Annotated in this window: 13 protein-coding genes and 1 riboswitch; of the genes, 6 read left to right on the top strand and 7 right to left on the bottom strand. The window is 67.6% G+C overall.

The genetic code is table 11. The features are described 5' to 3' along the window. Window positions 1-17: 17 nt before the first annotated feature. The 4 genes from glyQ to AC5QAB_RS17910 all read left to right on the top strand — a co-directional run bounded on the left by glyQ (window position 18) and on the right by AC5QAB_RS17910 (window position 8,956). Window positions 18-929, top strand: a complete 912-nt coding sequence (gene glyQ, locus AC5QAB_RS17925; RefSeq protein WP_014648902.1) for a glycine--tRNA ligase subunit alpha — start codon at window positions 18-20, stop codon at window positions 927-929. Window positions 930-1,016: 87 nt separating this feature from the next. Beyond that, complete coding sequence (glyS, locus tag AC5QAB_RS17920) at window positions 1,017-3,092, top strand: glycine--tRNA ligase subunit beta (protein ID WP_197561338.1); 2,076 nt, start codon at window positions 1,017-1,019, stop codon at window positions 3,090-3,092. 213 nt (window positions 3,093-3,305) lie between these two features. Next, window positions 3,306-5,102 carry an autotransporter assembly complex protein TamA gene (locus AC5QAB_RS17915; RefSeq protein WP_164232652.1) on the top strand — a complete coding sequence of 599 codons (1,797 nt, stop codon included), beginning with the start codon at window positions 3,306-3,308 and terminating at the stop codon, window positions 5,100-5,102. Beyond that, window positions 5,099-8,956 carry a translocation/assembly module TamB domain-containing protein gene (locus AC5QAB_RS17910; protein ID WP_197561337.1) on the top strand — a complete coding sequence of 1,286 codons (3,858 nt, stop codon included), beginning with the start codon at window positions 5,099-5,101 and terminating at the stop codon, window positions 8,954-8,956. The genes AC5QAB_RS17915 and AC5QAB_RS17910 overlap by 4 nt, the downstream gene beginning before the upstream one ends. A gap of 11 nt (window positions 8,957-8,967) precedes the next feature. Here the strand turns inward: AC5QAB_RS17910 and AC5QAB_RS17905 are convergent, their stop codons facing one another. The 3 genes from AC5QAB_RS17905 to AC5QAB_RS17895 form a co-directional block, all read right to left on the bottom strand. Further along, complete coding sequence (locus tag AC5QAB_RS17905) at window positions 8,968-10,215, bottom strand: J domain-containing protein (RefSeq protein WP_495233531.1); 1,248 nt, start codon at window positions 10,213-10,215, stop codon at window positions 8,968-8,970. Beyond that, a complete protein-coding gene (locus AC5QAB_RS17900; protein ID WP_495233530.1) occupies window positions 10,212-11,357 on the bottom strand; it encodes a heat-shock protein in 1,146 nt (381 codons plus the stop codon). Before AC5QAB_RS17900 ends, AC5QAB_RS17905 begins: the two co-directional genes overlap by 4 nt. Window positions 11,358-11,662: 305 nt before the next feature. Further along, on the bottom strand, window positions 11,663-13,351 hold the full coding sequence (locus AC5QAB_RS17895) for a molecular chaperone HscC (protein WP_032957843.1): 1,689 nt from the start codon (window positions 13,349-13,351) through the stop codon (window positions 11,663-11,665). 126 nt (window positions 13,352-13,477) lie between these two features. On the opposite strand from AC5QAB_RS17895, the gene AC5QAB_RS17890 reads away from it, so the two are divergent. Next, on the top strand, window positions 13,478-15,625 hold the full coding sequence (locus AC5QAB_RS17890) for a S46 family peptidase (RefSeq protein WP_197561335.1): 2,148 nt from the start codon (window positions 13,478-13,480) through the stop codon (window positions 15,623-15,625). Between the two features lie 233 nt (window positions 15,626-15,858). Then, window positions 15,859-19,305, top strand: coding sequence for a hybrid sensor histidine kinase/response regulator (locus AC5QAB_RS17885; RefSeq protein ID WP_049407653.1), 3,447 nt, complete (start codon window positions 15,859-15,861; stop codon window positions 19,303-19,305). 153 nt (window positions 19,306-19,458) lie between these two features. On the opposite strand, the gene AC5QAB_RS17880 is transcribed toward AC5QAB_RS17885, so the two are convergent. The 4 genes from AC5QAB_RS17880 to acs form a co-directional block, all read right to left on the bottom strand. Next, entirely contained in the window at window positions 19,459-20,034 is a 576-nt protein-coding gene (locus tag AC5QAB_RS17880) for a manganese efflux pump MntP (protein WP_049407655.1), read from the bottom strand. An 88-nt stretch (window positions 20,035-20,122) separates the two neighbouring features. Then, window positions 20,123-20,212, bottom strand: a riboswitch (yybP-ykoY riboswitch). 179 nt (window positions 20,213-20,391) lie between these two features. Then, window positions 20,392-20,784, bottom strand: coding sequence for a hypothetical protein (locus AC5QAB_RS17875; RefSeq protein WP_197561334.1), 393 nt, complete (start codon window positions 20,782-20,784; stop codon window positions 20,392-20,394). A 171-nt stretch (window positions 20,785-20,955) separates the two neighbouring features. After that, window positions 20,956-21,621 carry a response regulator transcription factor gene (locus tag AC5QAB_RS17870; RefSeq protein ID WP_006477308.1) on the bottom strand — a complete coding sequence of 222 codons (666 nt, stop codon included), beginning with the start codon at window positions 21,619-21,621 and terminating at the stop codon, window positions 20,956-20,958. An 80-nt stretch (window positions 21,622-21,701) separates the two neighbouring features. After that, window positions 21,702-23,645 (bottom strand): acetate--CoA ligase, encoded by a 1,944-nt coding sequence (acs, locus tag AC5QAB_RS17865; protein ID WP_049407658.1) that lies wholly within the window; start codon window positions 23,643-23,645, stop codon window positions 21,702-21,704. Window positions 23,646-23,683 lie beyond the last annotated feature (38 nt).

Here is a 23,683-nt window from a genome sequence, read left to right as displayed (position 1 = left end):
GGCCAAGACTCGTACGCATGTCCGCGACCCCGACCGTTCCGATCACCTTCCAGGGCCTGATCCAGACCCTGAACCAGTTCTGGGCCCAGCAGGGCTGCGTGCTCATCCAGCCGCTCGACCTGGAGGTGGGCGCCGGTACCTTCCATCCGGCCACCTTCCTGCGTGCGATCGGTCCGGAACGCTGGAACGCGGCCTACGTGCAGCCGTCGCGCCGCCCGACCGATGGCCGCTACGGCGAGAACCCGAACCGCCTGCAGCGCTACTACCAGTACCAGGTGGCGATGAAGCCGGCGCCGGACAACATCCAGCAGCTGTACCTGGATTCGCTGAAGGCGCTGGGCATCGACCCGCTGGTGCACGACCTGCGTTTCGTCGAGGACAACTGGGAATCGCCGACGCTGGGCGCCTGGGGCCTGGGCTGGGAAGTCTGGCTCAACGGCATGGAAGTGACCCAGTTCACCTACTTCCAGCAGGCCGGTGGCCTGGAGTGCCGCCCGGTGCTGGGCGAGATCACCTACGGTCTCGAACGCCTGTGCATGTACCTGCAGAACTGCGACAACGTCTACGACCTGGTCTGGACCTACGGCCCGGACGGGCAACCGGTGACCTATGGCGACGTCTACCACCAGAACGAAGTCGAGCAGAGCACCTACAACTTCGAATACGCCGACGTGGACGAAATGTTCCACCGCTTCGATGCCTGCGAGCGTGAAGCGCAGAAGCTGGTCGAGGTGGGCCTGCCGCTGCCGGCCTACGAGCAGGTGATGAAGGCCAGCCACACCTTCAACCTGCTCGATGCACGCCGCGCGATCAGCGTGACCGAGCGCCAGCGCTACATCCTGCGCGTGCGCGCGCTGGCCCAGGCGGTGGCCAAGGCGTACTACGAGCAGCGCGAGAAGCTGGGCTTCCCGGGCGCGAAGAAGGCCTGACGGGCCGTCGGCACCCACCCGCTTTTCATCAACTACCCGGGGCGCCGGACGCGTCGCGCGCTGCGCCCCCACCACAGGATCGAACCGATGAGCCAACTGTCCCCCCTGCTGATCGAACTGGGCACCGAGGAGCTGCCGGTCAAGGCGCTGCCGGGCCTGGCCCAGGCGTTCTTCGACGGTGTTGTCGAAGGCCTGCGCACGCGCGGCGTCGCGCTGGAACTGGGTGATGCACGCCCGCTGTCGACCCCGCGCCGCCTGGCCGTGCTGCTGCCGGGCGTGGGCCTGGAACAGCCGGAACAGCACAGCGAAGTGCTGGGCCCGTACCTGAACATCGCACTGGACGCCGAAGGCCAGCCGACCAAGGCGTTGCAGGGCTTCGCCGCCAAGGCCGGGATCGACTGGACCGCGCTGGAGAAGACCACCGACAACAAGGGTGAGCGCTTCGTGCACCGCGCGGTGACCCCGGGCGCACGCACCGCCAGCCTGCTGCCGGAGATCCTGCGCGAGGCGATTGCAGCGATGCCGATTCCCAAGCCGATGCGCTGGGGCGGCCACACCTGGGGCTTTGCCCGCCCGGCGCACTGGCTGGTGCTGCTGCACGGTACCGAGGTGGTGGAGGCCGAACTGTTCGGCCTGCAGGCCGGCCGTGTCAGCCGTGGCCATCGCTTCCACCACGACCAGCCCGTGTCGCTGGCCCAGCCGCAGGACTATGTTGAAGCCCTGCGCGCCGCCTTCGTGCTGGTCGACCCGCGCGAGCGCCGTGCGCGCATCGTCGCCGAGGTCGAGGCCGCCGCGGCCAGGGCCGGTGGCAGCGCCCGCATCACCGACGACAACCTGGAGCAGGTGGTGAACCTGGTCGAGTGGCCGTCGGCGGTGCTGTGCAGCTTCGAACGTGCGTTCCTGGCAGTGCCGCAGGAAGCGCTGATCGAAACGATGGAGATCAACCAGAAGTTCTTCCCGGTGCTGGATGCCGCAGGCACGCTGACCGAGAAGTTCATCGGCATCGCCAACATCGAATCGAAGGACGTGGCCGAAGTGGCCAAGGGCTACGAGCGGGTGATCCGCCCGCGCTTTGCCGACGCCAAGTTCTTCTTCGACGAGGACCTGAAGCAGGGCCTGGCGTCGATGGGCGACGGCCTGAAGACGGTGACCTACCAGGCCAAGCTGGGCAGCGTGGCCGACAAGGTGGCGCGCGTGGCCGCCCTGGCCGAAGTGATCGCACCCCAGGTGGGCGCCGATGCCGTGCAGGCCAGGCGGGCTGCCGGATTGGCCAAGAACGATCTGCAGTCGCGCATGGTCAACGAGTTCCCGGAGCTGCAGGGCATCGCCGGCCGCCACTACGCCGTGGCCGGTGGTGAGCCGGAAGAGGTGGCGCTGGCCATCGACGAGGCCTACCAGCCGCGCTTCGGCGGTGATGACATCGCGCTGTCGCCGCTGGGCAAGGTGCTGGCCATCGCCGAACGCGTCGACACGCTGGCCGGTGGTTTCGCCGCGGGCCTGAAGCCGACCGGCAACAAGGACCCGTTCGCGCTGCGCCGCAATGCGCTGGGCCTGGCCCGCACGATCATCGAAAGCGGCTTCGAGCTGGACCTGCGCGCGCTGCTGGCCAGCGCCAACGCCGGCCTGGCCGCGCGCAACGTGCAGGCCGATGTCGGCGAGCTGTACGACTTCATTCTCGACCGCCTGAAGGGCTATTACGGCGACAAGGGCGTGCCGGCCACGCACTTCAACGCGGTGGCCGAACTGAAGCCGGCCTCGCTGTACGACTTCGACCGCCGCCTGGATGCGATCGGCACCTTCGCCGCACTGCCGGAAGCCGAAGCACTGGCTGCGGCGAACAAGCGCATCCGCAACATCCTGCGCAAGGCCGAGGGCGACATTCCGGCGCAGATCGACCCGGCGCTGCTGCAGGAAGACGCCGAGCGCGCGCTGGCCGAAGCGGTCACCGCCGCCATCGACGACACCGGCGCCAGCCTGCACCAGAAGGACTACGTGGCCGTGCTGGCACGCCTGGCGCGCCTGCGCCCGCAGGTCGACGCGTTCTTCGACGGGGTGATGGTCAATGCGGACGATCTGGCGCTGCGTGGCAACCGCCTGGCGCTGCTGACGATGCTGGGCGAGCGCCTGGGCAAGGTCGCGGCGATCGAGCATCTGTCGAGCTGATGCCCGTATCGGTAGTGCCGGCCGCTGGCCGGCATTACCCCCGCGCACCGCATCGCCGGTGGATGTCCATCGGGGTCATTGCCGGCATCGCGCACGATGCCGGCATCCTCGCCTGCATTCACGATGATCGCCACAAAGGTGCGTATTTTGACCGCCACTTAACAACCGATCCCGAATGACGTGATGCATTTCGCATCGTCACCTTCGGTCGGTATGCTGTCCCGCATGCAGCCAAAGAAATACGCCCTGCCGCTGATGGTCCTGTCGTTGGCCGCCACTTCCGTGGCCCACGCGCGCGGCACCATCGACAAGGTGGACATCAAGGGATTGGACAAGGGCGACGACGCCGCAATCATCGAGAACATCCAGGAATCGCTGTCGCTGTACGACACGATCGGCAAGGAACAGGGCGAATCACGCCTGGAGTACCTGCTGTCGCAGGCCGAGCGGCAGACCCGCCAGGCACTGGAACCGTTCGGGTACTACAACCCGGTGATCAAGGTCGAGGCACCGCGCGAGGACGAACACGTGCGTGTGCTGATCCATGTCGACAAGGGCACCCCGGTGACCGTGCGCCGCGAGCACATCGACATCACCGGCCCGGCGATGTACGACCAGTACCTGCAGGATGACCTGGCCGCGTTCAAGCCGCGCAAGGGCCAGCGCTTCGAGCACACCCAGTACGAAGCCAGCAAGATCACCATCACCCGGCGCCTGGCCGAGCGCGGCTACTTCGACGCCGACTACACCCAGCGCCAGGTGCAGATCACCCGCGCCGACAACGCCGCCGACATCGACCTGACCTGGGACAGCGGCCGCCGCTACAACATGGGCCCGGTGCGCTTCCAGCAGGACTACTTCGTCGACAAGCTGTTCGATCCACTGGTCTACTGGGACCAGGGCAGCTACTACCACGAGGGCAAGCTGGACCGGCTGCGCGAGTCGCTGACCAAGCTGGACTACTTCAGCGTGATCGACATCCAGCCGCGCCCGGACCAGGCCGACGAGAACGGCGAAGTGCCGGTGGACGTGAAGCTGACGCGCGCCAAGCGCACCATCTATACCGCCGGCCTGAGCTACGGCAGCGAGAGCGGCCCGGGTGTGCGCGGTGGCATCGAGCGGCGCTTCCTGAACAACCGCGGCCACAAGATGAACACGCAGCTGGACTATGCGCAGAAGCGCAAGAGCCTGGTCACCAGTTACCGCATTCCGGCCTTCAACTGGCTTGACGGCTGGTACACCTTCGCCGCCAGTGCGTATGACGAGCAGACCGATTACATCGACCTGCGCAACTTCAAGCTGATCGCCAGCCGCAGCGGCGAGATCAACGAGCACTGGACCGCGATCGCCTCGATCAACGCACTGCGCGAGCGCTGGCGCTACGCGTCCGGCACCGAATTCACCGATGCCGTCTACAACACCTCGACGTTGGTGTACCCGCAGATGGTTGCCGACTACGTCAACGTCGACGACGAGATGTTCCCGCGCAAGGGTGTCAGCGGCGCGGCGACGGTGCGTGCCGGCGTGGAAGGCGCCGGCTCGGATACCAGCTTCGTGCAGGCCAACGCCGTGCTGCGCTGGTACATCCCGGTGGGTGAAAGCAACCGCCTGATCCTGCGCGGTGAAGGCGGCACCACCTGGACCAGCGACCTGGTGGCGATGCCACCGAGCCTGCGCTACTTCGCCGGCGGTGATCGCAGCATCCGCGGCTACGCCTACCGCGAAGTTGGTCCGCGCACGCCCAAACCCGACAAATACGCGCTGGGCGCCAAGAACCTGGTGATCGGCTCGGCCGAGTACGAGCACTACTTCAATGGCGGCCCGTGGGGCGCGGCGGTGTTCGTCGATACCGGCAGCGCATTCGACAACACCATTGACCTGCACACCGGCGTCGGCTTCGGCGTGCGCTGGAAATCGCCGGTGGGCCCGGTGCGGGTGGATATCGCGCATGGCCTGAACAACCCGGATTCACAGTTCCAGCTTTACCTCAACATCGGAGCGGACCTGTGAGCACGCCCGCACCCACCCCGAACACGCCGCCGCCGCGCGTGCGTTTCTACCGCCGCCGCCGCTTCTGGGCGTGGTCCGGCGTGGGCGTGATCGGCCTGGTGCTGCTGGCGTTGCTGGCGGTGTACTGGCTGCTGCAGACCGTGGCCGGCCGCGATGTGCTGCTGGCCCAGGTGGTGGCGCGACTGCCGGTGGGCGCCAGCTTCACCTGGGACAAGGTGGACGGCCCGGTGGCCGGTCCGCTGACCCTGTACAACGTCGATTTCCGCTACGACGACATCCACTTCCACGCCGAGCGTGCGCACCTGGAGCCGGACCTGCGCCCGCTGCTGGGCCGCAAGCTGCTGCTGGACAAGCTGGAGCTGACCAACGCGACGTTGAACCTGGCCAAGAGTGACGAGCCGTTCAAGCTGCCATCGTGGCCGGATTCGCTGCCGCAGATCGAGATGCCGCTGGCGATCCAGGCCGATGCCATCGCCATCGACGGCTTCCGCATCAGCCAGGCCAACGAACCGGTGATCGACATCAGCCGGGTGCGCGGCGGCATCGAGATCGCCAATGGCGAGTTCCAGGCGCACAAGCTGGTGGTGGACAGCGACATGGGCAACTTCACCGCCCAGGGCCGTTACATTCCGGCCGAGGACTACGACACCGATGTGACGGTGACGGCGGTGCTGCCAGCACCGCGTGGGCGCACCGCCGCTACGGTGGGCCTGGTCGCACGTGGCGACCTGTCGCACATGGAAGTGGCCGTAGCCGGGCGCGCGCCGAAGCCGCTGCACGCGATGCTGGTGTTCGATGGCCGCACCGACCCGAGCTGGAGCGCCAGCATCCGCAGCGACGAGCTGGATCTGGCGCTGTTGTCGCCAGCATTGGCGAGCTCGGCGATTGCGCCGTTGTCGCTGGACTTCACCGCCGCCGGCAAGGGCGGCAATGCCAACCTGCGCGGCAGGGTGAAGCAGGGCGACCAGGAGCTGGAACTGGCACCGTCGGTGGTGTCGCTGCAGGACCAGGTGCTGAAGGTCTCACCGCTGCTGGTGAAGGGCCTCGGTGGCGAAGCGCGGCTGGAAGGCACCGCCGACTTCAGCCAGGACGATCAGCAGAAACTCAATTTCTCGGTGGTCGCACGCGATCTGACCTACGTGCCGGCACCCGACCCGAACACGGCTGGCAGCGCACCGGTGCCGGTCACCCTGAAGGAAGCACGCTTCGGCCTGGCCGGTACCCTGAAGGCCTGGGCGGCGATCGGCCGTGCCGAGATCGAACGCGAGGCGCAGAAGGCGCAGCTGCAGTTCGACGTACGCGGCAATGACCAGGCCGCGTCGATCCACCAGCTGCAGGCGCAGACGCCGGGTGGGCAGCTGCAGGTGGAAGGCCAGGTGGCCTGGGCGCCGCAGCTGGACTGGGACGCCAAGGCCACGCTGAAGGACTTCGACCCCGGCTATTTCGTGCCGGGCTGGAACGGCCGCCTGTCCGGCAACCTGGCCTCCAAGGGCCGTCAGCTGCCGCCGCCGGCCAATGCCGCACCGGGCACGGCCGGCACGCTGGAAGCCACCGTCGACCTGCCGTCGCTGAAGGGCATCCTGCGCCAGCGCAACCTTGATGCACAGGGCAAGTTCGCGCTGCAGGGCGCGCAGGGCCAGGGTGACCTGAAGCTGTCGCTGGGCAGCAGCCGGGTGACCGCGTCGGGCAAGGTCGGCGACCGCCTCGACATCGATGCACGTTTCGAACCGCTGCAGCTGAGTGACCTGCTGCCGGGCGCCGACGGCGGCCTGCGCGGCCAGGTGCAGGTGAAGGGGCCGCGCGATGCGCCGGACATCACCGCCGACCTGGTCGGCAACAATCTCAACTGGGAGGGCTACGGCGCCGAGAGCGTGAGCATCAAGGGCCACCTGCCGTGGCGCGGCGACAGCGGCACGCTGGCGGTGCAGGGCCAGCAGGTCAACGCCGGCATGCTGCTGGAGCGCTTGAACGTGGATGCGCAGGGCAGTGTGTCCAACCTGCGCCTGGCTGCGCAGACCCGCAATGAGATGGGCGCGATCGAGCTGCAGGGCAGCGTGCGCCAGCAGGGGACGCAGTGGCGTGGCGAGCTGGCCTCGCTGCGCATCGCACCGGTGAAGGGCGATGCGTGGTCGCTGCGTGCACCGGCGGCGTTCGCGATCAACGGCAGCACCTACATCCTGTCCGAAGCCTGCCTGGCCGCCGCCAGCAGCGGCGCGCTGTGCGCACAGGCCAACTGGCCGCGAGAAGGCCTGGTGCTGCGCAGTGACGCGCTGCCGCTGGCGCTGGTGCAGCCGTGGCTGCCGCCGCAGTCCGGCCGCCGCATCTACCTGCGCGGCGACGTCAGCCTGGACGCGCAGATCCGCCCGCGCGGCGCGGCCTGGGAAGGCCATGTGGAAGTGCGCTCGAAGGAAGGCGGCGTGCGCCTGGGCGAGAACCGCAACACCGTGGGCGATACCACCCGCGGCGAGCTGGTGCGCTATGACCAGTTCTCGCTGAAGCTCGACATGACCCCGGCCAGCATCAAGGGCTACCTGGGCATGGGCTTCCAGGGCAATGGCTTCGTCGACGCGAAGATGCAGACCGGCTGGGAAGCCAGCGCACCGCTGAACGGTGAGCTCTACCTCAACATGTCGCGGCTGTACTGGCTGGAGCTGTTCTCGCCGGACATCGTGCGCCCGACCGGCCTGATCGAAGGCCACGTCAGCCTGCGCGGTACGCGCGGGCAGCCGTCGCTGGGCGGCGACGCGCAGCTGAGCAACTTCAAGGGCGAATTCCCCGCGCTGGGCCTGACCTTCGACCAGGGCAAGGGCAGCTTCGTGGCCCAGCCCGACGGCTCGGCCAAGATCACCGCGCAGGCCAACTCGGGCCAGGGCACGCTGTATGTCGACGGCGGCCTGTCGTGGTTCGGTGATGCACAGCCGCTGCAGCTGAAGATCCACGGCGAGAACGTGCTGCTGTCCAACACCAGCGAGCTGCGCATCGTCGCCAACCCCAACCTCGACTTCACGTTGGCCAAGGCGGCGATGGAGCTGCGTGGCACCGTGCACGTGCCCGAGGCCGACATCGACCTGGAGCGCCTGGACCGTGGCACCTCGGTGTCCGAAGACGTGGTGGTGCTGGACCCGGCCGATCCGGAAGAGTCGCGCACCTCGCCGCTGGACATGGACCTGACGGTCAGCCTCGGCGACAAGGTGAAGATGACCGGGTTCGGCCTGAAGGGCGCGCTGACCGGCAAGATGCAGGTCTGGGCCAAGCCCGGCCGTGAAATGACCGCCAATGGCGGCCTGGAAGTGAGCGGCCGCTACAAGGCGTATGGGCAGGACCTGACCATCACCCGCGGCAACCTCACCTGGAACTACAACGCGGTGTCCGACCCGCGCATCAACATCCGCGCCGAGCGCCGGATCGGTGATGTCACCGCCGGCATCGACGTGACCGGGCGTGCGCAGCAGCCGCGCGCGGACGTGTGGTCCGATCCGGCGATGTCGCAGTCCGAGGCACTGGCCTATCTGGTGCTGGGACGCAGCCTGACCGGTGCCAGCAGCGACCAGGCGCAGCAGGTCAACGCGGCCTCGGCGGCGCTCTCGGCGGGCAGCGGCCTGCTGGCTTCGCAGCTGGGCGCCAAGCTGGGCCTGGACGACGCCGGCGTGAGCCAGTCGCGCGCGCTGGGCGGCTCGGTGATCGGTGTCGGCAAGTACATCTCGCCCAAGCTGTACGTCGGCTACGGCGTGTCGCTGGTCGGTGCCGGTTCGGTGATCACGCTGAAGTACCTGCTGCGCCGCGGGTTCGACGTGGAAGTGGAGTCGAGCACCGTGGAAAACCGCGGGTCGATCAACTGGCGGCGGGAGAAGTAACCCGCTGCCCCTCAACCACCCTCTGTGTCGGGATCGGTCTGGCTGACAACGGCGAAGCAGGGGGCTGGCCTGCGCGGACGAGGCCCGTGCGTGAGCATGCCGTGCCCATCAAGCGCCGACGGTGGCTCGACGGGCGCTGGCGCGGACGCCGTCCGCGATGGGGTGCCTCCAACGAAAGGCGTCAGCATGAGGACGCCAGACACGATGACCACCGAGGCATGGATTGCCACGTGTTTCATGCTGGACGTGCTGATCGCGATAGGGCGAGCGGCATCACCGAGCAATGCCAGCGCCGCCAGAACGGCCAGCACGACGAGAGCGCCCAGCAGGCAGCGGACAATGGCCACCTGCATCTTCATGAGATTGAAGTGCCCGGGTTGGGATACCGCCATCCAGAAGGCGACCTGATCCGTGTCCAGTGGCGCCAGCGTGTCACGGACACCATGCACTCCCAGACGCTGCATCGTTTGCCGCATGATGCCAGCACGCCCGGGCACGCTGGCCGACAGCAGCGATTGCAGCCAGTGCCACGGTCGGGTCAAGCGTTCCATGCGGGCATGGGCCTCGGTTACGGACACCCGGTCATGCGGTTGGTCCAGGGCTGCGGTGAGGGCCGTGTGGTTGCGCGGCTGCAGCTGCCAGCGGCGATGCAGCAGGTTGCGCCGTGCGCGGACCCGGTAGGGATCGATATCAGCCCGGATCTCATCCCAGCAGAAGTATCGACCCAGCAGATCGAAGTTGGACTCGCACAGCGGCTGGCCCTGGTGCAGCAGCTGCTGCAGTACCACGTCACCGATACGCGGCCTGTCGGCCAATGACCACAGCTCCGGGCGATGGGCCAGCCAGTGCTCGAAGCTGGCCGGGTCGGCGTCGCCGGCGGTGTTGATCAGCAGGCGCGCAAACCGGGGCAGGTTCAATGATGGCTCCACCACATCGTCCGGCATGTCGGTGTCGGGCGTGCATGGATGATGCAGCACCGGCATGTGGTCCATCGGCGAATGGCTGTCGTACGGCGCCGGTGGGCCGGGTGGGCTGTTGTCTGCAGGTGGCGTCGACAGCGCTTCTGCACTGCTTTCCTCCTGCCATTGCGTGCGGCTGCGTGCCCACAGCAGGGCCTGCTGGTAAGCCTCGTGCAGCGCCTGGAATGCCACCGGGTCTTCGTCCGGGCGTGCCGCGCGCAGTCTCTGCGCGTAGGCGCGCTTGATCGCCTTTTCGTCGGCGCTGGCGTCGAGCCCGAGAGCGTCCAGTGCCCGGTTCACACGGTGTTTCCAGAAGCAGGTGGAGGCAGGTCGATCGACAGGCGACGGCACCTGTCACGCAGGAACCAGGTGGTCCATAGCAGCAGGACCAGGGCGCAGCCCACTTCGGGGACGAACATGCCGATGCCCGGTCCAATCAGGTTGCGCGGCCGGAATCCCCGGCCATCCTCGCGCCGGATCCAGCGTGCCGTCGCCAGAGCAAGGCCAGGGAACAGCAGCAACGTACCTTCCAGCCGCAGATCCAGGCCATGGACCAGGATCAGGCTGGCGAGGGCGATCAGCGGCGCTGGCAACGCCAGTAGCCATCCCCAGCGCGAAGGGGGCAGATCCAGCGTCAGCTGGCGCAGCGCCCAACGGACATGGACCCACAGAGCGCCGGCCAGGGCGAGCAGGACCCCGAGCAGCACGCCGCCTATGCCGAGCGCGGCGGCGGTGCGCAGGTCACGCTGGGCAAGACTCATGAGAGTCGAGCCACCGGCAATCGCGAGCGTCAGGGCAGCCAACAGGCCGCCCCGCAGCGCATTGACCTGGCAACGCCAGCGGTTGGGACGGGAAACGTCGGCAAGGCTGCGCCAGAACTGCACCTGCTGCCGATCCCAGGCGGCGGGCAATGGCTCCTGGCCGCCGCGTTCCAGCGCATCCAGCAGCGCGTTGACCTCAATGATGTGCTCGGGCAGCTGCGCCTGCCAGAGGGATCGTCGCGCGTGCCATGGCTGCGACAGGTAGCGCAGGCAACGCGCAAGGGTGACCCTCCCCAGCCGCAGGCTGCCCTCCTCCTCCAGCAGCGCCGACAGCTCCGCCGCATTGCCGGATTCGGCAGCCCAGCGCCGATGACCGCGCGACTGGATCGATGCCAGCCTGTCCGGGTCCACGCCGTCGTGTACATCATCCCAGCCAAAGCAGCGTGCCAGCAGACCCATGTTGGCTGCGCTGACGCTGTTGTGACTGCGTGCCAGTTCATCCAGCAGCGCGTCGCCCACCAATGGCTTGTAGCGCAGCGACCACAGCACCGGCGTGGCCTCCAGCCAGGGGCCGAAGTCTTCAGGGGAAGACAGATGGGCCATGCGCAGGATCGTGTGCGCATGGCCCGATACGTGGACCGCTCCCTCCAGTTCCGCCACTGGTGCCGTGCGCAGCAGCACAGGCGTGCCGCGAGGTGGCCATGGAGGCGAGTACGAACGCGTTTCGGGCGGCGCCCATGCCACGTCTGCGTCGGGCGGCCAGGGTGCGATGTCGGTTGCATGCTCCGCCGGTTCGTCTTCGTCCGCGATATCGGCCAGCGCTTCCTGGCGGACCCAGTCCAATGCCGCCTGATAGGCCTCATGCAGGTGCTGGAAGGCGACCGGATCCTCGTCGGGTCGAGTCACCCGCAGGCGCTTTGCATAGGCGCGCTTGACCGCGCGCTCGTCAGCCGTTTGGTCCAGCTCCAGGACGTGCAGTGCCCAGCTCATGCATCGCGCTCGAGGGCGTCGAGTGCCTCGTCCAGCTGACGGCGATGACGCTCGACGGCAACGGCATCCTGGCTCTCCAGCACATGGCGGAAGCTGCTCAGCCACGACTGCAACTGTTCACGGTGATGGATGCGTTCCTCGTACAGGCGCTCGGTGCGGGCGATCACCGCGAGGTTGGGCTGGGCGTCACGCGGGTGGATCTTCAGCGCTTCCAGCGCGCGCAGGCGCTGCTGGATCTCTTCGGGTGACAGCAGCCCGGGATTCTGTTCCAGGATGAGCTCGTGGCGCCTGCCGGTGGCATCCTCGGTGACTTCCACCTGCAGCAGCCCGTTCACGTCGTAGGTGAAGCGGGCGGTGACGCTGCGTTCCTGCATCGGGACAGAATGGGTCAGCGGCACGGTCAGCTCACCGAGCTTGATGTTGCGATCCACCGTCGGGCTCTCGCCCTGGAACACGTCGATGCGGATGGCACTTTGCCGCTCGTGCAGCGGGTAGAAGCGATCCTCGCGGCTGACCGGCACCACGCTGTTGCGCTGGATGATCGGGTGGAAATAGCCGCTGCGCTCGCCACCGGCAGCATCCTGGCGGGACACCTGCGTGCCAAGCGTGTAGGGGCAGACATCGGTCAGCACGACTTCGCGCAGCGATTCGTCGCGCGCCTTCAATCCCGCTGCAACGGCGGCACCCAAGGCAATCGCCTGGTCCGGATGGACATGGCGCAGCGGCAGCCGGCCGAACATGCGGGTCGCAAGCCTGCTGACCATCGGCATGCGTACCGCACCGCCGACCAGGATGATGTCGTCCAGCGCCTCGGGCTTGAGCCGGGCGTCGCGGATCGCGCGCTCGATGGGCGCGCGCATGCGCAGCAGCAGTGGCTCGCAGAGCTGGGTGTAGCGAGCTTCATCCAGCTGCCACTGGCGTTCGCTGCCGGCCAGGGGCAACTGCAGGCTGGCAGTGCCGCTCTGGCTGAGTTCGCGCTTGAACAGTTCCAGCCGACGCAGCAGCTGCGCCTGCTCGGCAGCGGACAGGTCGCTGGCGGACGTGCCCTGGTCGGCGTGGAAGGCCTGCACGAGTACCTGCAGGAAATCCTCGCCGCCCAGGAAATTGTCGCCGGCGCTGGCATGCACTTCGACCACGCCATCGAACAGTTCCAGGATGGAGACGTCGAAGGTGCCGCCGCCCAGGTCCAGCACCAGCACGCGGCCTTCGCCGTCACGCTCCTGCAGACCATAGGCCAGCGCAGCGGCCGTGGGTTCATTGATCAGGCGCTCGACGCGGATGCCGGCCAGTTCGCCGGCGGCCCGGGTGGCCTTGCGCTGGGCGTCGGAGAAGTAGGCCGGCACGCTGATCACCGCTTCCTCCACCTTGTGGCCCAGGGCGGCTTCGGCGTCGGCCAGCAGCGAGCGCAGCACCATGGCCGAGAGCTCCTCGGGACGGAAACTGCGCTCACCCAGCCGGGTCTCACGGTCGCTGCCCATCCAGCGCTTGAAATGGGCCACGGTCTGCTGCGGATGGCTGACCAGGCGGTCACGGGCCGGCTGGCCGACCAGTACGGCACCATCGACGAGGCTGACCACCGAAGGGGTCAACAGCTCGCCATGGGCATTGGGGAACAGCTGCGGCCCTGCTGCCGTGTGCCTGCCGATGAGGGAATGGGTGGTGCCAAGATCGATGCCGACGATCATCTGCGAACGTCCGATGTGCAGAAAACGGCAATTCTAGGAGCGCGGCGCAGGCCTGACTATCGGGCGTTGCCCGACAGCGCCCCACGGGCTATGGTCCCGGGCTGTTCTGTCGTACCGGATTGCCTCATGTCATCACGCAAAGCCCTTCCCACCGCCCTGGCCCTGGGCCTGACCCTCGCCACCGGCGCCCACGCCGATGAAGGCATGTGGATGCCGACGCAGCTGCCGGACCTGGCCCAACCGCTGCAGGCCGCTGGCTTCAAGGGCAATCCGGCCGACCTGGCCAACGTCACCGCGCCGCCGCTGAGCGCCGTGGTGCGCGCCGGTGGTGGCACCGGTTCGTTCGTGTCCGCCGACGGCCTGCTGCTGACCAACCACCACGTGGCGATGGGCGTGATCCAGTACAACAGCTCGCCCGAGCACGACCTGATCGCTGGTGGCTTCATCGCCAGGGACCGTGCCGACGAGCGCCCGGCCAACCCGGACTTCCGCGTGCTGGTCACCGTCGGCTTCGACAAGGTGACCGACCAGGTGCTGGCGCAGGCCCGTGGCAAGACCGGCCGTGCCTACTTCGATGCCGTGGATGCAGCCAGCAAGCAGATCGTGGCCGAGTGCGAGAAGGACGGCAGCGTGCGCTGCTCGGTGGCCAACATGTACTACGGCACCGATTTCTACCGCATTGCCCAGCTGGAACTGAGCGACGTGCGCCTGGTGTATGCGCCGCCGCGTGCGATCGGCAACTACGGCGATGAGATCGACAACTTCATGTGGCCCCGCCACACCGGCGACTTCACCCTGCTGCGCGCCTACGTGGGCAAGGACGGCAAGCCGGCCGCCTACAGCAAGGACAACGTGCCCTACCAGGCGCCGGCACACCTGCAGATGTCGGTGGAAGGCCCGAAGGAAGGCGATTACGCGATGCTGGCCGGTTACCCGGGCATCACCTACCGCCACCGCACCGCGGCCGAATTCGCCGGCCAGATCGATACCGTGCTGCCGCGCCGCGTATCGGTGTTCCAGCAGATGATCGACACCATCGAGGCCGCCAGCGCCAAGGACGCGCAGGCGCGTACCCGCTACGCCTCGCAGCTGCAGTCGCTGAAGAACAACCGCAAGCGCGCCGCCGGCGAACTGGAAGGCCTGCTGCGCAGCGATGCGAAGGCCCAGCGTGCCGCCGACGAGACGGCCATGCTGGCTGCCACCGACCGCAGGTACCAGGGTGACATCAAGGCGCTGCTGGCCAACCTGTCGCAGGGTGCGGCGGTGGGCGAGCGTGACCTGCTGCTGGAGCAGATGGCCGCGCAGAGCCAGCTGCTGCGCTCGGCGCTGCTGCTGGAACGCCTGCGCATCGAATCGGCCAAGCCGGACGCGCAGCGCGAGAGCGGCTACCAGCAGCGCGACCAGGCGATGATCGAAGGGGTGCTCAAGCAGGTCCAGCGCCGTTACGCGCCGGAGGTCGAGAAGGCCCTGCTGACCACCCTGCTGACCCGCTACCAGCAGCTGCCGGACGCGCAGCGCGTGGCCGAGTTCGACGCGGCCTTTGGTCGTACCCCACAGCAGCTGGCCAAGGCGCTGGACACCCTGTATGCCGGTACCCAGCTGGGTGAGGAAGCGCAGCGCCTGTCGCGCTTTGCCGCCGCACGCGAAGGCAAGGCACTGGCCGCCGATCCGCTGATCAGCGTGGCCGGTCCGCTGGTGGCCGCGCAGCTGCGCATCGAGAACGAGAGCAAGACCCGCGAAGGCGAGCAGCTGCGCCTGCGCCCGGCGTACATGCAGGCGCTGTTCGCCTGGCGTGCCAAGCAGGGCCGCGCGGTGTATCCGGATGCCAACCGCACCCTGCGCATCAGCTACGGCAAGGTCGAGGCGCTGCACCCGCGCGATGGCGTGACCTACTCGCCGGTGACCACCGTGGCCGGCATCGTCGAGAAGAACACCAACGCCTACCCGTTCGATGCACCCAAGCCGCTGCTGGCCGCCATCGCCAAGGGTGACTTCGGCAGCACCGCCGATCCGGCACTGAAGACCCAGACGGTCAACTTCCTGACCAACCTGGACACCACGGGCGGCAACTCCGGCTCGCCGGTGCTCAACGCCAGGGGCGAACTGATCGGCCTGAACTTCGACAGCAACTGGGAGTCGGTCAGCGCCAGCTGGTGGTTCGACCCGCGCTACAAGCGCGCCGTGCACGTGGACATGCGCTACCTGCGCTGGCTGCTGGCCAAGGTCTACCCGGCGCCCGAGCTGCTGAAGGAAATGGGCGTGCCGGCCCAATAACGCCGGTACCTGGCAGGCGCCCACCGCTTCCTGGTGGGTGCCCATTGATTCCCGGTAGGTGCCCACTGTTAGTGGGCACGGATGTCCCCGTCACGACCAACGGTCGTGACCCACCAGACGGATCAACGATCGTGACCTACTGCCATGCCCCACCCTTGCGGTCCTTCCTCGTGACCTACCCGCACGACCAACGGTCGTGATCTACTGACCCCTGTCCTGACGGAAACGCACGCGTGGTCTCCAGCTGGATCCTGCTGCTGGTCTCGGTTGCCTATGCCGCGCTGCTGTTCGGCGTGGCGTGGTGGGGCGACCGTCGGCCGATGTACCCCGACCGGCCGTGGCTGCGGCCGGTGGTCTACAGCCTGGCACTGGCCGTGTACTGCTCGTCGTGGACCTTCTACGGCGCGGTCGGCACCGCCGTGCGCAACGGCGTGGGCTATCTGCCCATCTACATCGGCCCACTGCTGCTGCTGCTGTTCGGCTGGCGCATCATCGAGCGCCTGGCGCTGATCGCGCGCAGCCAGAACGTGGTCTCCATCGCCGACTTCATCTCCTCGCGCTTCGGTCGCTCGCGGCGGCTGGCGGCGCTGGTGGCGATCATCGCGCTGATCGGCATCATTCCGTACCTGGCGCTGCAGTACAAAGCGGTGGCGATGAGCCTGCAGGTGCTGACCGGCAACACCGGCCCGACCGGCTTCTTCACCGATCCCGCGCTGTACGTGGCGCTGCTGATGGCGCTGTTCGCCACCCTGTTCGGTACCCGCCAGGTCGATGCCACCGAACACCACCACGGCATGATGCTGGCCATCGCCTTCGAATCGGTGATCAAGCTGCTGGCGATGCTGGCCGTGGGCGTGTTCGCCTACCTGTGGCTGAGCAACCGCACCGACGCGGTGGTCGAGTCGGTGCATACGCTGTTCACCGGCCTGCCGCCGGTGGGCTTCATCTCGCAGACGCTGCTCAGTTTCCTGGCCATCATCTGCCTGCCGCGCCAGTTCCACGTGGCCGTGGTCGAGTGCGGCGATGTGCGCGACGTGCGCCGCGCGCGCTGGATGTTCGGCGGCTACCTGGTGCTGATCTCGGGCATGGTGCTGCCGATCGCCACCGCCGGCGTGACCCTGTTCGGCACCGGCGGCAGCGTCGCCGACGACTCGATGGTGCTGGCCCTGCCGCTGGCCGAGGGCCGCAACGCGCTGGCGCTGATCGCCTACGTGGGCGGCTTTTCGGCGGCCACCGGCATGGTCATCGTGTCGTCCATCGCGCTGGCTACCATGGTCAGCAACGACCTGGTGATGCCGGTGCTGCTGCGTCGGAGCGGTGACCATCAGGAGGCCGCCGACGTCGCCTCGCGCGTGCTGTGGATCCGCCGCCTGGCGATCCTGCTGCTGGCGCTGATGGCCTACAGCTACTACCGCACCAGCAGCAACGACAGCACGCTGGCCTCGTACGGCCTGATGGCGTTCGCAGCGGTGGCGCAGTTCGCGCCCGGCCTGATCGGCGGCCTGTACTGGCGTGGTGCCAGCCGGCGCGGCGTCGAGGTGGGCATGCTGCTCGGCTTCGCCACCTGGCTGTACACCCTGCTGTTGCCGGCGATGACCATGGCCGGCTGGGTCGATGCCGCCTGGGTGCAGCACGGCCCGTTCGGCATCGAGTGGCTGCGCCCGCAGCAGCTGTTCGGCATGACCGGCTGGGATCCGCTGACCCATGGCACGTTCTGGTCGCTGCTGGTCAATGCGGCGACGATGATGCTGGTGTCCGCACGCTGGCGACCCGGCGTCGACGAGCGCCTGCGCGCTGCCCCCTTCCTCGACCCGTATGCCGAGCGCCCGTCGGTGGCCGGCGGCTGGCCCGGCCACGTGCACGTGGGCGACCTGCTGGCACTGGCGTCGCGCGTGGTCGGCGAGCGCCACGCGCGGCGTTCGTTCTTCGAGCAGGCGCAGTCGCTGGGCCGCGAGCTGCAATCCTCGGCGCCTGCGGACCGGCCGTGGGTACAGTTCACCGAGCGTCTGTTGGCGGCCTCGATCGGCGCGGCATCGGCGCGCCTGCTGCTGACCAGCCTGCTGCGTGGCTCGGGCATGGACCTGGGCGAAGTGGTGGCGGTGCTGGACGAAGCGGGGCAGGAGCTGCGCTTCAACCGCGAGATCCTGTCGACCACGTTGGAGAACATCAGCGCCGGGGTCAGCGTGGTTGATCCGGACATGCGCCTGACCGCATGGAACCGCCGCTACCAGGACATGTTCGGCTACCCCGACGGCATGCTCTACGTGGGCCGCCCGGTGGCCGACCTGATCCGCTACAACGCCGAGCGCGGCGAGCTGGGCGAGGGCGATATCGAAGTGCAGATCAACCGCCGCATCGGCTACATGCGCGCCGGCTCACCGCACGTGTTCGAGCGCACCCGCAGCGACGGCAAGGTGATCGAGATGCGCGGCCAGGCGCTGCCCGGCGGCGGTTACGTGACCAGCTACAACGACATCACCGACTACAAGCACGCGGAGAAGGCACTGCTGGAAGCCAACGAGACGCTGGAACAGCGCGTGGCCGAGCGCTCGCACGAGGCCGAGGTCGCGCAGCAGTCGAAGACCCGCTTCCTGGCGGCGATCAGCCATGACGTGCTGCAGCCGCTGAATGCCGCGCGGCTGTTTGCTTCGGCGCTGCGCGACAGCGACCATGTGAGCGACGAGCAGAAGCATCTGGCCGAACGCGTGGATGCGTCGCTGCGCGCCGCCGAAGAACTGCTCGATGGCCTGCTGGACGTGTCGCGGCTGGATGCCGGTGGCCTGCACCCGGTGATCGGCGAGTTCGACGTGAGCGCGCTGATGCGCGAACTGGCCGCGCAGTACACGCCGGTCGCCGCCGGCCGTGGCCTGCGCCTGGACCTGTTCACGCGTCCGGCCTGGGTGCGCAGTGATCGCCGCCTGCTGCGCCGCGTGCTGCAGAACTTCCTGGCCAATGCGCTGCGCTACACCCGTCAGGGCCGCATCGTGCTGGCGGTGCGCCAGCGTGGCAACGAAGTGGAGCTGCAGGTATGGGATACCGGCCCGGGCATTCCCGAGCACCACATGCGGCAGATCTTCGACGAGTTCCACCGCTACCAGCAGCCGTTCGATTGGGGCGAACAGGGGTTGGGCCTGGGCCTGTCGATCTGCCAGCGCATCTCGCGCCTGCTTGACCATCGCCTCAATGCGCGCAGCCGGGTTGGCAAGGGCTCGATGTTCTCGATCATCCTGCCGCGGGTGGCGCCGCTGCCGGGCTATACCGAACTGGCCGCGCCGGTACAGGCCGCAGCCGCGCCGCTGCGCAGCGATTCGCTGGCCGGCCTGCGCGTGCTGTGCGTGGACAACGACGAAGAGATCCTCGACGGCATGCGCGCGCTGCTCGGTCGCTGGCAGGTGCAGGTGATTACGGCATCGACGGTGGATCAGGCGCTGGAGAAAGTGGCCGAGCGGCCGCAGGTGATGCTGGTGGACTACCACCTGCACGACCGCATGGACGGCCTGGATGCGCTGGTGGCGCTGCGTGAAGCCGCCGGTTACCCGCTGCCGGGTGCGTTGTTGACCGCCGATGGCCGCGACGAACTGAAGCGGATGGCACGCGAACGCGGCTACCGCGTGCTGACCAAGCCGATCAAGCCGGCCTCGCTGCGCGCCTTCCTGGGCGCGCTGCGCGATGCGCAGTAGTGCCGGCCGCTGGCCGGCAACCACGACGTAAAACCATGCCAGGCAAGCCTGGCATCGACCAGAGCTTCATCCTGGCAGTAGATCCACGCCATGCGTGGATGTGACGTCAGGTAGTGCCGGCCGCTGGCCGGCAACCACGTAATCGCGGAAGCGTTACCCCACGCCGTGCAGGTGCTCGTACAGGATCATCGCGCCGATGATCACCAGGATCACGCCACCGATGATCTCGGCACGCTTGCCGACCATGCTGCCCAGCACACGGCCGAGCATGATGCCGACGGTGACCATGGAGAGCGTGCACAGGCCAATGACCGCGGCCATCACGCCGATATGGACGTCCATGAAGGCCAGGCCGATACCCACCGCCATCGCGTCGATGCTGGTGGCGAAACCGGTCAGCGCCAGCTTCCAGAAGCCGTGGTGATGCGAGGGGTCCTCGTCGTCCTCGGTACTATCCGGGCGCAGGCCGTTGTAGATCATGTGGATGCCCAGCGCACCGAGCAGGCCGAACGCGATCCAGTGGTCGAAAGCTTCCACGTACTGCAGGGCGGCGCGACCGAGCAGCCAGCCGATGATGGGCGTGATCGCCTCGATGACGCCGAAGATGATGCCGGCACGCAGTGCATCGCGGAACACCGGCTTGCGCATGGCCGCACCCTTGCCGATCGCCGCAGCGAAGGCATCGGTGGACATGGCAAAGCCGATCAGGAGGATCGAAATGGGGGACATGGACAGCTGCTGAGGTCGGGCAAGGACGGACGCACGGCTCGCGCTCGCGCCCAACCTGACGTTGCGCGCGCGGGCCGCTGGTCTCGCCAACCATCATGGTTGTCCACGCCACGGCGCACTGGCCGAGTATGTTGACGTGGACGATTCCTGCGAAGGAATCCGGCTACTCCCCAAGGGGACGCGAAGCTTAGCACCGCGATTCGCGCGTGGCGCGTTTCCAGCGAAACGCGCAGGCAGGGCTGGTTTGTATAGCGATGGCTATAACAGGGCGAAGCAAAGGCGTGCCAAGCAAGCTTGGCACCCACCCGGGATGCGGTAGTGCCGGCCGCTGGCCGGCATGGCTCCTGCCACAACCGGCTACATCACGTGCATGTCGTACAGCCTGGGCCCGCTGAACGCTGCACTCTCACGATCAAGATCGAAAGTGGCGGTCAAGTCGCATCGCTCGCCATCAGCGAATAGATCCAACTCCACGTGAATACCCGATGGGTGCTCGTAGACCTGGGCCTCAGCACGGATGTACTCATCGCTGGGGACATCAATCCGGAAATGATTGATGGGATCTGGCGGATCGGAGAAGTACTCGAGGGCTGCGCGCCTGAAGTCGTCGATCCGGTCAGCAGGAAAACCGGGAGGACAAGCGCCGTCTGGACAGCCTTCGCGGACGAAGGCAATCAACCTGCGGATGGACTCCCGTTCTTCCGGTTGGAGCTGTAGCCGAGCCCCTGTGGTGTCGAGCGGATTGTTCATTGTCGGCGGTGTGTGGAATGGCAGCAGCAGTTTGCAACGACAGCCGGTTCAGCCACAGGGCCGAAAGCGTCGTTCGAGTCGGCGATGTTGCCCAGGTGGCGCCGGGCCATGCCCGGCGAGCACGGCGGCGACGCCGTTCCGGGCGATTGCCGGCCAGCGGCCGGCACTACCTCAATCTTCTTCCGGCGGCAGCACGATGGCGTCGTCGTCGATGGCCAGCTTGCCGGCCATCAGCACGGCCTGGGTGCGGTTGGTCACGCCCAGCTTGCGCAGGATGGCGGTGACGTGGGCCTTGATCGTCGCTTCGGAGACGTTGAGGTCGTAGGCGATCTGCTTGTTCAAGCGGCCGGCGCCCAGCATCTGCAGCACGCGGAACTGCTGCGGGGTCAGCTCGCGCAGGCGCTGGCCGACTTCGCGTTCTTCGCTGCCGGTGGGCGGCACGTTGTGCGCTTCCGGCGGTGCCCAGGTCTCGCCATCGAGGATGGTGCCCAGTGCGTGGCCGATGGTGTCCGAGTCCGCAGACTTCGGAATGAAGCCCAGCGCGCCGTGGTCGAGCGCGCGGCGCATCACCGTGGCTTCTTCGCGTGCGGACACCACCACCACCGGCAGGTGCGGGTGCAGCGAGCGCATGTGCACCAGCGCGTTGAAACCCTGCGCACCGGGCATGTTGAGGTCCATCAGGACCAGGTCGGCGTCGTTGTGCTGGTCGGCCAGTGCATACAGCGCTTCCACGCTGTCGGCCTCGAACAGCTGCACGCCGGGGATGACCCGCTGCACGGCCCCACGCAGGGCCTCGCGGAACAGCGGGTGGTCATCGGCAATCAGGAGGGTGGTCATGGTCGGGGGGAACCGTGGGGGAAAGCAGATGGGGTCAGAGCCCTTTCCTTGCGGAAAGGGATCCGACCCCGGGTCGTACGTCAGCGCACCTTGCGCTCGTCCACCAGCGAGGCCACCACCGATGGGTCGGCCAGGGTCGAGGTATCGCCGAGCTGGTCCGGCGCGTTCTCGGCGATCTTGCGCAGGATGCGGCGCATGATCTTGCCCGAGCGGGTCTTCGGCAGGCCCGGCGCCCACTGCAGGTGGTCCGGCGTGGCGATCGGGCCGATCTCCTTGCGCACCCAGGCGACCAGTTCCTTCTGCAGCTCGTCGCTCGGCGCCTCTTCGGCCACCAGCGTCACGTAGGCGTAGATGCCCTGGCCCTTCACGTCGTGCGGGAAGCCGACCACGGCCGCTTCGGCCACCTTCGGGTGCGAGACCAGCGCGCTTTCCACTTCGGCGGTGCCGATGCGGTGGCCGGACACGTTGATCACGTCGTCGACGCGACCAGTGATCCAGTAGTAGCCGTCCTCGTCGCGGCGGCAACCGTCGCCGGTGAAGTAGCTGCCCGGGTAGGTGCGGAAATAGGTATCGATGAAACGCTGGTGGTCGCCGTACACCGTGCGCATCTGGCCCGGCCAGGAATCACGGATGATCAGGTTGCCCTCGGTCGGGCCGTCCTGGATCTCGCCATCGGCATTGACCAGCGCCGGCTGCACGCCGAAGAAGGGCAGGGTGGCCGACCCCGGCTTGAGGTCCATCGCGCCGGCCAGCGGCGAGATCAGGATGCCGCCGGTCTCGGTCTGCCACCAGGTATCGACGATCGGGCAGCGGCTGTCGCCGACCACTTCGTAGTACCAGCGCCAGGCTTCCGGATTGATCGGCTCGCCGACGCTGCCGAGCAGGCGCAGCGACGCGCGCGAGGTCTTCTTCACCGGCTCCTCGCCTTCGCGCATCAGCGCACGGATCGCGGTCGGGGCGGTGTAGAAGATGGTCACCTTGTGCTTGTCGATGACGTTCCAGAAACGCGAGGTGTCCGGGTAGTTCGGCACGCCTTCGAACATCAGCGAGGTCGCGCCGTTGGCCAGCGGCCCGTACACGATGTAGCTGTGGCCGGTGACCCAGCCGACATCGGCGGTGCACCAGTAGATATCGTCTTCGCGCAGGTCGAACACCGCTTCATGGGTGTAGGCCGCGTACAGCAGGTAACCGCCGGTGGTGTGCAGCACGCCCTTGGGCTTGCCGGTGGAACCGGAGGTGTAGAGGATGAACAGCGGGTCTTCCGCGTTCATGCGTTCCGGTTCGCAGGTGGACGGCTGGCTGTCCACCACATCGTGGAACCAGCGGTCGCGCGGGGCCTGCATGTCCACCGCGCCGCCGGTGTGGCGCACCACCAGCACGGTTTCAACCGTATTCGTGCCCGGCAGCTTCAGCGCGGCATCAACGTTGGCCTTCAGCGGAATCCTGCGGCCACCGCGCAGGCCCTCGTCGGCGGTGATGATCAGCTTGCTCTGGCAGTCGCTGACGCGGTCGGCGATCGAATTCGGCGCGAAGCCACCGAACACCACCGAGTGGATCGCACCGATGCGCGCACAGGCCAGCATGGCCACCGCGGCGTCGACGATCATCGGCAGGTAGATGGTGACCCGGTCGCCCTTCTTGACGCCGAGGTTGCGCAGCGCGTTGCCGAGGCGGCAGGTGCGCTCGTACAGCTCGCGATAGGTCACGTGCTGGGCCGGTGCATCCGGGCCGTCCGGCTCGAACAGCAGGGCGGTCTTGTCGCCGCGCGTTTCCAGCTGGCGATCCAGGCAGTTCACGCTGGCATTGAGCTCGCCATCTTCGAACCACTTGATGTGGAAGTCGGACAGGTCATAGCTGACGTTCTTGATCTTCGTCGGCTTGCGCATCCATTGCAGGCGCTCGGCGGCCTTGCCCCAGAAACCATCCGGGTCGGTCACCGACGCCTGGTACTGCTGTTCGTACGACGTCTTGTCGATGCGTGCCTTGGCGGCGAACTGCGGATCGACGGGGTAGATATCAGCCATGGCACCCTCACTTGCACGTTGACTTTGTATGTGCGGTC

It is taken from the genome of Stenotrophomonas sp. YJH_SMC_127 (assembly GCF_059372445.1).
This window is presented reverse-complemented; position numbering and strand designations above follow the sequence as displayed.

Bases quoted from the DNA above. Each gene is read 5' to 3' on its own strand.
- glyQ (WP_014648902.1), top strand. From the start codon at position 18: ATGTCCGCGACCCCGACCGTTCCGATCACCTTCCAGGGCCTGATCCAG.
- glyS (WP_197561338.1), top strand. From the start codon at position 1,017: ATGAGCCAACTGTCCCCCCTGCTGATCGAACTGGGCACCGAGGAGCTG.
- AC5QAB_RS17915 (WP_164232652.1), top strand. From the start codon at position 3,306: ATGCTGTCCCGCATGCAGCCAAAGAAATACGCCCTGCCGCTGATGGTC.
- AC5QAB_RS17895 (WP_032957843.1), bottom strand. From the start codon at position 13,351: ATGATCGTCGGCATCGATCTTGGCACCACCCATTCCCTCATCGGCAGG.
- AC5QAB_RS17890 (WP_197561335.1), top strand. From the start codon at position 13,478: ATGTCATCACGCAAAGCCCTTCCCACCGCCCTGGCCCTGGGCCTGACC.
- AC5QAB_RS17880 (WP_049407655.1), bottom strand. From the start codon at position 20,034: ATGTCCCCCATTTCGATCCTCCTGATCGGCTTTGCCATGTCCACCGAT.
- AC5QAB_RS17875 (WP_197561334.1), bottom strand. From the start codon at position 20,784: ATGAACAATCCGCTCGACACCACAGGGGCTCGGCTACAGCTCCAACCG.
- AC5QAB_RS17870 (WP_006477308.1), bottom strand. From the start codon at position 21,621: ATGACCACCCTCCTGATTGCCGATGACCACCCGCTGTTCCGCGAGGCC.
- acs (WP_049407658.1), bottom strand. From the start codon at position 23,645: ATGGCTGATATCTACCCCGTCGATCCGCAGTTCGCCGCCAAGGCACGC.